This is a genomic window from Streptomyces milbemycinicus (genome assembly GCF_002154605.1).
In the GTDB taxonomy this organism is placed as follows: Bacteria; Actinomycetota; Actinomycetes; order Streptomycetales; family Streptomycetaceae; genus Streptomyces; species Streptomyces milbemycinicus.
Genome location: NZ_MUNE01000477.1, coordinates 21,818 through 30,398, shown reverse-complemented (window position 1 = coordinate 30,398; position 8,581 = coordinate 21,818). Strand labels below are relative to the sequence as shown.

General features: G+C 75.5%; 5 protein-coding genes. 3 read left to right on the top strand and 2 right to left on the bottom strand.

Features of this window, described 5'->3' with window-relative positions; translation table 11 throughout:
* The first annotated feature begins 11 nt into the window (after positions 1–11).
* The 3 genes from CCN51_RS34220 to CCN51_RS34210 all read left to right on the top strand — a co-directional run bounded on the left by CCN51_RS34220 (position 12) and on the right by CCN51_RS34210 (position 3,718).
* Entirely contained in the window at positions 12–470 is a 459-nt protein-coding gene (locus CCN51_RS34220; RefSeq protein WP_245881726.1) for a DUF1990 domain-containing protein, read from the top strand.
* Between the two features lie 145 nt (positions 471–615).
* Complete coding sequence (locus tag CCN51_RS34215; RefSeq protein ID WP_014181394.1) at positions 616–1,872, top strand: GNAT family N-acetyltransferase; 1,257 nt, start codon at positions 616–618, stop codon at positions 1,870–1,872.
* Between the two features lie 163 nt (positions 1,873–2,035).
* Positions 2,036–3,718, top strand: coding sequence for a DUF885 domain-containing protein (locus tag CCN51_RS34210; protein WP_014181393.1), 1,683 nt, complete (start codon positions 2,036–2,038; stop codon positions 3,716–3,718).
* A gap of 47 nt (positions 3,719–3,765) precedes the next feature.
* Here the strand turns inward: CCN51_RS34210 and CCN51_RS34205 are convergent, their stop codons facing one another.
* Positions 3,766–7,221, bottom strand: a complete 3,456-nt coding sequence (locus tag CCN51_RS34205; RefSeq protein ID WP_014181392.1) for an AAA family ATPase — start codon at positions 7,219–7,221, stop codon at positions 3,766–3,768.
* The gene (locus CCN51_RS34200; RefSeq protein WP_014181391.1) at positions 7,218–8,417 is read right to left on the bottom strand and encodes an exonuclease SbcCD subunit D; all 1,200 of its coding nucleotides are present in this window, start codon (positions 8,415–8,417) and stop codon (positions 7,218–7,220) included. The genes CCN51_RS34205 and CCN51_RS34200 overlap by 4 nt, the downstream gene beginning before the upstream one ends.
* Between the last annotated feature and the right edge of the window lie 164 nt (positions 8,418–8,581).

The following is an 8,581-nucleotide window of genomic DNA, read 5'->3' as shown; positions in this document are numbered from 1 at the left end:
GGCAGTGGCCACTGCCCGACGGCTACAGCCATCTCCGGGTGTCCGTCCCGGTGGGCCGCGGTCCCGACACGTTCGGGGCCGCGGGCCGGGCCGTGATGGACTGGCGGATGCACCGGGCGGTGGGAGTCTCGGTGCGCTGCTGGGAGCCGACCGCCGTGGCGGGCCTGCCCGTGGTGATGGGTCTTGGCGTGGGGCGGCTGCGGCTGCGCGCGCCGTGCCAGGTGGTGTGGACGGTGGCGGAGGAGACGCGGACCGGCTTCGCGTACGGGACGCTGCCCGGCCATCCGGAGCGCGGCGAGGAGTCGTTCGTCGTCAGCCTGGAGCCGGACGGGGCCGTGGTGCTGACGGTGACGGCCTTCAGCCGCCCGGCGGTCTGGTACGCGCGGGCGGCCGGGCCGCTGGTGCCGCTCTTCCAGCGGGCGTACGCACGGCGCTGCGGGGCGGTGCTGCGGCGGCTGGCCGCGGCATGAGAACCTGAGGAACTCGCGGCCCGGCAGACTCCGCCGGTCAACCATGCCATTCCAGACAAAACGGGTTTGCGTCGCAATTGCCCTCTTAACCCATCGGTCACAATGCGTTTGTGATCGCGCAACACCCCTCGGCCAGGGTGGGTGCATGACCCACGCGACCCCTCACGACCACACCCGGCGACGCCCCCACGGCTGGCGGCTCGATCTGGTGGAGCTGGCCGCCCGGTGGTCACGGCGCCACGGCGACGGCCCCGCCACGGACGGCCCGAACGGCACGAACAGCACGGACGGCGCACCCCACACGAACCCCACGAACGGCGCCCGGAGCGCCGGCACCACCCTGTGGCGGATACGGACGACCGTACGGGACGAGCCAGGCACCCTCGCGGCGCTGTGCGCGGCGCTCGCCCGCCACGCCGTCGACATCCTGGCGCTGCAGACCCACCCGCTGGCGGACGGCACCGTGGACGAGTTCCTGCTGCGCGCCCCCGCCGATCTGCCGCCCTCCGAACTGACCCACGCCGTCACGGCCGGCGGCGGCCGGGACATCTGGCTGGAACGGGCCGACGCCCACGACCTAGTGGACGCGCCGACCCGAATACTGTCCCTGGCCACCCGCACCGCCCTGGACGCCGCGGAACTGCCGCTCGCGCTGCGCCAGTTGCTCGGCCGCTGCACCATCCGGTCACTGCCCGCCAAGTCCCTGACCGGCCGCCCGCTGGAGGGGATGCCGCCGGTGGAGGGCGTGTTGGAGGAGACCATGATGCGGCTGCGGGACCCGTCCGGCGGCGCCATCACCATCGAGCGCCCGTATCTCCCCTTCACCCCGACCGAGTTCGCACGCGCCCGCGCGCTCGTCGAACTGGACGCCCGGCTGGGCCCGCGCGTTCCACGCCGCCACGATGTGCTGACGCTGCCCGAGGGCAACGAGATCACCGTGCGCCGCGCCGACACCCGCGACCTGGAAGCGGCCCGCGCGATGCACCAGCGGTGCTCGGCCAAGACGCTGTCCCTGCGCTACCACGGCCCGGTCGGCGACGCCGACCGCTACCTCGGCCACCTGCTCAGCCCGCGCTTCGGCCGCACCCTCGCCGCACACACCGCCTCCGGACGGCTGGTGGCCCTCGGCCATCTGCTCTGGGACGGGGACGAGACGGAGATCGCGCTGCTCGTCGAGGACGAGTGGCAGCGGCGGGGTATCGGCGGGGAGCTGCTGCGGAGGCTGGTCGCGATGGCCGCCAAGACGGGGTGCGAAAGCGTCTACGCCGTCACCCAGTCGGCCAACACCGGCATGGTCGCGACGATGCGCGCGCTGGAGCTGCCGCTCGACTACCAGATCGAGGAGGGCACGCTCGTCATCACCGCCCGGCTCTCGCCCGCGGTGATCTCATCGGGCGCGTAGCCGACCGCCGCGCAGGGCGGGGGTACGGCAGAATCCAAGCAGACACGGTCCGGGCACGACACGATCCGGGCACGACATGTTCCGGGCACGACATGATCTCGGTCAGGTACGTAACATCCAAATGCCCGTGACGCGACCCCGCCCGCCGTACGAGGATGACCGCATGTCCGACACCATTGACGCATCCCTGCCCCGCCAGGTGGCCGACGCCTACGTCGACGCCCTCATCGAACTCGACCCGATCACCGGCACCTACCTGGGTGTGCCCGAAAGCGCCCGGCGCCTGCCGGACTTCTCGCCCGCCGGGCAGCAGGCGCTGGCGGACCTCGCCCGCACCACCCTGGACCGGCTCGGCGGGGCCGAGGCGCGGCCCGGTGCGGACAGCGACATCGAGCGGCGCTGCGCCCGGCTGCTGCGGGAGCGGCTGACCGCCGAGCTCGCCGTGCACGAGGCGCGGGAACATCTGCGGGCGGTCAGCAACCTCCACTCCCCGCTGCACGCCGTGCGCGGCGTCTTCACCGTGATGCCGACCGAGACCGAGGACGACTGGGCGGCGGTCGCCGCGCGGCTGCGCGCCGTACCGGCCGCCCTGGAGGGGTACCGCGCCTCGCTCGCCGAGGGGCTGCGGCAGGAACTGCCCGCCGGCCCCCGCCAGGTATCCACGGTCATCGGCCAGCTCGATGAGTGGATCGGCACCGACGGCGGCTGGTTCGCCGACTTCGCGGCCGGCGGCCCCGATGCGCTGCGCGCCGAGCTGGACGAGGCGGCGGCCGAGGGCACCGGCGCCTTCGCCACGCTCCGCGACTGGCTGCGCGATGTGTACGACCCGGCGGTCCAGGGCGCCCCCGACGTCGTCGGGCGCGAGCGCTACCGCACCTGGTCGCGCATGTGGAACGGCACGGACCTCGACCTGGACGAGGCGTACGCCTACGGCTGGTCCGAGTACCACCGGCTGCACGCCGAGATGCGCACCGAGGCGGAGCAGATCCTCCCCGGCGTCACCCCCTGGGAGGCGCTGCGCCACCTCGACGAACACGGCCAGGCCATCGAGGGCGTCGAGGAGACCCGCGCCTGGCTGCAGGGGCTCATGGACCAGGCCATCGAGGCCCTGGACGGCACCCACTTCGACCTGGCCGAGCGGGTCAAGCGGGTCGAGTCGATGATCGCGCCGCCGGGCAGCGCGGCGGCGCCGTACTACACCCAGCCGTCGGTGGACTTCTCCCGTCCCGGCCGGACCTGGCTGCCCACCATGGGCGAGACCCGCTTCCCGGTGTACGACCTGGTCTCCACCTGGTACCACGAGGGTGTGCCCGGCCACCATCTTCAGCTCGCGCAGTGGGCGCATGTGGCCGACCGGCTCTCCCGCTACCAGGCCACGGTCGGCATGGTCAGCGCCAACGCGGAGGGCTGGGCGCTGTACGCGGAGCGGCTGATGGACGAGTTGGGTTTCCTCACCGATGCCGAGCGGCGTCTGGGCTACCTCGACGCGCAGATGATGCGCGCGGTGCGCGTGATCATCGACATCGGTATGCACCTGGAGCTGGAGATCCCCGCCGACTCCCCGTTCCACCCCGGGGAGCGCTGGACGCCGGAGCTGGCGCAGGAGTTCTTCGGCCGGCACAGCGGCCGGCCCGCGGAATTCATCGAGAGCGAGCTGGTGCGCTACCTGGGCATGCCGGGCCAGGCCATCGGCTACAAGCTGGGCGAACGCGCCTGGCTGGCCGGGCGCGAGGCGGCCCGCAAGGCCCACGGTGACGCCTTCGACGCCAAGTCCTGGCACATGGCGGCCCTCTCACAGGGCTCGCTCGGCCTGGACGACCTGGTGGCCGAGCTCTCGGCGATCTGACGGGGTGCGGGGGTCGGGCCGGTCAACCGACGGGGCTCACGCCCGCGTCAGGTCCGCCCTCCCGCTCCGGCCGTGCCCCCGGCCGTACGGTGGCGGACCGCCGATCCGTCGCGGCCCTTCACCACCTCCAGCCGCACCGGGATGCGCTGGCGGAGGTCCGCGACATGGCTGACGATGCCGACCGTACGGTCCCGCTCGCGCAGCGAGTCGAGCACGTCCAGGACCTCGTCGAGGGTCTGCTCGTCCAGGCTGCCGAAACCCTCGTCGATGAAGAGGGTGTCCAGCCGGGTGCCGCCCGCCTCGTCCGTCACCACGTCGGCGAGGCCGAGGGCCAGCGAGAGCGAGACGAAGAAGGTCTCGCCGCCGGAGAGGGTGGCGGTGTCGCGTTCGCTGCCGGTCCAGGCGTCGATGACATGCAGGCCGAGACCCGACCTGCCGCGGCCGCCCGTCCGGGCGTCGGAGTGGACGAGGGTGTAGCGCCCGGCGGACATGAGCCGCAGCCGGGCGCTGGCCGCGGCCGCGACCTGTTCGAGCCGGGCGGCCAGGACGTACGCCTCCAGGCGCATCTTCCGCTCGTTCTCGCCGGAGGTGCCCGCGGCGAGAGTGGCGAGACGGGCGAGGCGGTCGTGCTCCTCGCGGAGCGGGGCGAGTCGGCGCGCGTCGGTGACGGCCTGGGCGGAGAGGCGGTCCAGTTCCTGGCAGCGGGTACGGGCCGCCGCGTCCCGCGCCGAGCCCTCGCGCAGCGCGCGGGTGGCCGCGTCGGCCGCGGCCTCGGCGGCGGTGGGATCGGCCAGGGGCTCCTGCGCGGCGGCGACCACCTGCGGATCGGCGAGCTCGGCCGCGACGGCCGCGGACTCCGTCTGCCACTGCTCCAGGCGGTGCCGCAGCCCGCGCTGGTCCGCCGCGGGCAGTACGGCGCGGGCCGCGGCGTTCGGCTCCTCGAAGCCCGCGCGGCGCGCGGCGTCGACGAGCCGCGCCCCGGCCTCCTCAAGCCGCCGCGCGGCGGCCTCGGCCTCGCGGGCCGTCTCGGCGGCCCGGGACAGCAGCCCCGCGTGGCGCTCCAGCCGGGCGGCGCGCTCGGCCACAGTGGCGGCTCCGCCGCGGGCCCGCTCCAACTCCGCCAGCAGCCCGGCCCGCTCCCGCAGCAGGGCCTCGCGCCGCGAGGTGCGCGCGGCGGCGCGCCGCTCGGCTTCCTGGCGCTGGGCCAGGCGCCGGTCGTGCTCTTCCTGGGCGTGGGCAAGCGCCTCGCGCGCGGCGTGGCCGTCGGCCCCGGCGCCGCGGGCCTCGGCGAGCGCGGTCTCCAAGTCGGCGACGGCGCGGTCCAGTTCATCCGCGGTGCCGCCGCCGGCGGCGGCCTCCGCGCCTGCCAGCGCCTCCCGCAGCGACTGCAGCCCCCGCTCGGCCTCCTCCCGCCCGGCCTCGGCCCGCCGGTGGGCCGCCAGCGCGGCCTCCTCCGCCGTACGGTCCACATGGCCGGCGCCCGGGCGCGCGGGGCGGGGGTGTTCGGTCGCCCCGCACACCGCGCACGGCTCGCCCCCGCTCAGCCCCGCCGCCAGCTCGGCGGCGATGCCGCGCAGCCGCCGGTCCTTGAGGTCGAGCCAGGTCTCGTGCGCGACGGCGGCTGCTTCGCGGGAGCGCAGCAGGCGCTGTTCCGCCTCGGTCGCCTGCCCGGCCAGGGCGTCCCGGCGCCGCGCGGCTTCCAGGCGCTGCCGGGCGGGGGCGAGCTGCCCGGCGAGCTGTTCGGCCCGGGTTACGGCCTCCTGCGCCGCCTCGACGCGCCGCGTATGCGCCTGGCGGGCCGTCTCCCACCCGGCGAGCCACTGCCCGGCCTCCTCGATCGCCTCCTCGTCGGCCCGCGCCTGCCGGTCCAGCCCCGCGACCTCGGCGGCCACCTCCCCGGCCCGCAGCTCGGCCCGCCGCGCCGCGCCCAGCGACCCCAACTCCTCCCGCAGCCGCCGCTCCTCAGCGGCCAGCCGCGCGGCGTCCGCCCCCGCGAGCCCCGGCCTGCCCACGCGCGCCCGGGGCTCCTGCGCGGAGCCCGCGTCCGGCGACCCGTCGACGGACTGGCTCGCGCCGTCGCCCACCGAGCCCGGCGCACCGCCGCGCCGCGGGGCCTCAGGCTGCGGCAGCCCGCGCGCCCCGCTCACGGCGGCGTCCGCCCGCGGCGGCTCCCCGAAGCGCCGCCCGAAGCTGTCGCCCGCCAGGCCCGGCCGGTCGGCGCCCGAGCCCGAGCCGGGTCCGGGGGCGGAACCTGTCGGCTCGGCCGCGCCGCTCGCGCGTCCCCATCCCGCGGCCGACGGTTCAGTGGCCGCCTGCCCGGCTGCAGCGCCCACCGTCGGGCGCTTGGCCGCCGTGCGCGGGCCCGGGAGGCCGATCTCGCCCGGTGCCAGGGCGTCCGCCGAGTCCGGCCCGTCGAGTTCCAGGCCGGGCTCGGCCGCCAAGCGGCCGCGGGCGGCGCGCTCGGCGGTGGTGGCGGTGGTGTGTTCGCGTTCGGCGGTGGCGTGGAATTCCAGGGCGGGGACGACTGCGTCGGCCGCGCGGGCCTGCTCCAGGCGGGCTCGGGTCCGGTCGTACTCGGCGCGTCGGCGCTCGAGCTCGTCGGCGCGGTGGCGGGCCTCGGCGTGGCGGCGTTGGAGGCGGGCGCGCTCGCGGGCGGCGTCGGCGGTTCGGCGCGCGGCCTGGTGGGCGGTTTCGGTGGCCTGGAGGGCCGCGAGTGCGATGTCCTGCCGCTCGCGGGCGGTCGTACGGGCGATGGCGGCCCACTCCAGTACGGCGTCGGCCAGCCCCGGTTCGCCGGGGGCGAGGTCCGGCAGTGTGTGGTCGCCGGGTCCGGCGGCCTGGGACATGCGGTGGGCGAGGGCGAGCAGCCGTTCGTCGCCGCCGACGACCTGCTTCTCCGCCGCGCGCCGCAGCTCGGCGAGGCGTTCCTCGACGGCGGCGAAGCGGCCCGTGTCGAAGAGCTTGCCGAGCAGCTTGCCGCGGGCCATTTCATCGGCGCGCAGAAAGCGGGCGAAGTCGCCCTGGGGCAACAGCACCACCTGGCAGAACTGCTCCTTGCTCATGCCGAGCAGCTGTGAGATCTCCTCGCCGATCTCCTGGTGGGAGCGGCTGAGCGCCTTCCATTCCCCGGCTCCGGGGAGGTATTCGCGCAGTCGGCTCTGCGCCTTTTCGCGCGTGGTGCCGGTGCCGCGCTTCTTGGGGCGTGGCTGTTCGGGGCGGCGGGTGATCTCCAGGCGCCGTCCGCCGACGGTGAGTTCGAGGACGACCTCGGTGGGGGTGTGCGGATCGGCGTGGTCGCTGCGCAGGGACAGCCCGCTGCCCTGCCGGGCGCCGGGGACCTGGCCGTACAGGCCGTAGCAGACCGCGTCCAGGACGGATGTCTTGCCCGCGCCGGTGGGCCCGTGCAGCAGGAAGAGCCCGGCGGACGAGAGCTCGTCGAAGTCGACCTCTTGGGTGGTGCCGAAGGGCCCGAAGGCGGTCATGGTGAGGCGGTGCAGCCTCATCCGCGTGCCTCCCCCGCGGTCTCGGCGGGCGCGGCGTTCTCGGCAGGCTCGGATTGACTCGCCCGTACGGCGTCCAGGGCGGCGCCGAGCACCGCGCGCTCGGCCTCGTCCGGGCCGCGCCCGCCGCGTACATGGGCCACGAAGTCCTCCGCGATCTGCCGGTCGGTGCGGCCGCGCAGCCGCTGTGCGTACGAGGCGAGCGGGTCCTCGGGGGCCCGCTCGGGGTCGAACACCAGGCTCAGCAGGTGCGGGAAGCGCCGCGCCAGGCGGGGCATCGGCTCGTGCGGGCGCGCGGGGTCGGTGAGGGTCGCCTCGACCCAGGCGTCCTCGTACCGGTCCAGGTCCGGGTCGGAGAGCAATGCATCGATCCGGCCGCGGATCCGGGCCAGCGGGCGGGGCACCGGGCAGTCGACGCGCTCGGCGGCCAGGGCGCCGCCGGGGCCGAGGTCGACGAGCCACATGGACTTGCGGTGCCGGGCCTCGGAGAAGGAGTACGCGAGCGGCGAACCGGAGTAGCGGATCCGTTCGGTGATGGCCTGGCTGCCGTGGAGGTGCCCGAGCGCCGCGTAGTCGACGCCGTCGAAGATCTCGGCGGGGACGGAGTCGACGCCCCCGACGGTGATGTCGCGTTCGCTGTCGCTGGGCGCGCCGCCGGTGACGAAGGCGTGCGCGAGGACGACGGAGCGGGTGCCGGGCGGCCGGGTGGCGAGGTCGGCGCGGACCCGGTCCATGGCGGCGCGCAGCACCGCGGGGTGCCCCGCCGCCTGCGCGCCCAGCGTCTCCCGTACGAGCGCGGGCTCGAGGTACGGCAGTCCGTAGAGCGCGATGTCGCCGTGGTCGTCGGCGAGGACGACCGGGGTCGCGCACCCCGCGGGGTCGGTGCGCAGATGGATGCCGGCCCGTTCGATCAGTCCGGCGCCGACGCCGAGCCGCCGGGCCGAGTCGTGGTTGCCGGAGATCATGACGGTCGGCACGCCGAGGTCGGCGAGGTGGTGCAGGGCGTCGTCGAAGAGCTCGACGGCGGCGAGCGGCGGCACGGCCCGGTCGTAGACGTCACCCGCGACGAGCACGGCGTCGACCTGCCGCTCTCGTACGGTCGCGACCAGGTGGTCGATGAACTCACGCTGTGCCGAGAGCAGGTTCACCCGGTGGAAGGACCGCCCCAGGTGCCAGTCGGATGTGTGCAGAAATCTCACAGCCTCGCCCCGACCAGCACACTCATAACCTTCCCGCCGCGGGCTCCCCGCCCCTGATTCCTGTCACCGCGCCGGACCCGGCCCGCGTCCGGGCCGTCGGCACCGCCCTACCGTAGCCCTATCGGCCGACCCGCCACCCGCACACCCCACGGATCCGGCAGACC

What these genes read in the sequence shown, in the direction of transcription:
- CCN51_RS34205 (WP_014181392.1), bottom strand. Translation starts at nt 7,221, where the DNA reads ATGAGGCTGCACCGCCTCACCATGACCGCCTTCGGGCCCTTCGGCACC.
- CCN51_RS34210 (WP_014181393.1), top strand. Translation starts at nt 2,036, where the DNA reads ATGTCCGACACCATTGACGCATCCCTGCCCCGCCAGGTGGCCGACGCC.
- CCN51_RS34215 (WP_014181394.1), top strand. Translation starts at nt 616, where the DNA reads ATGACCCACGCGACCCCTCACGACCACACCCGGCGACGCCCCCACGGC.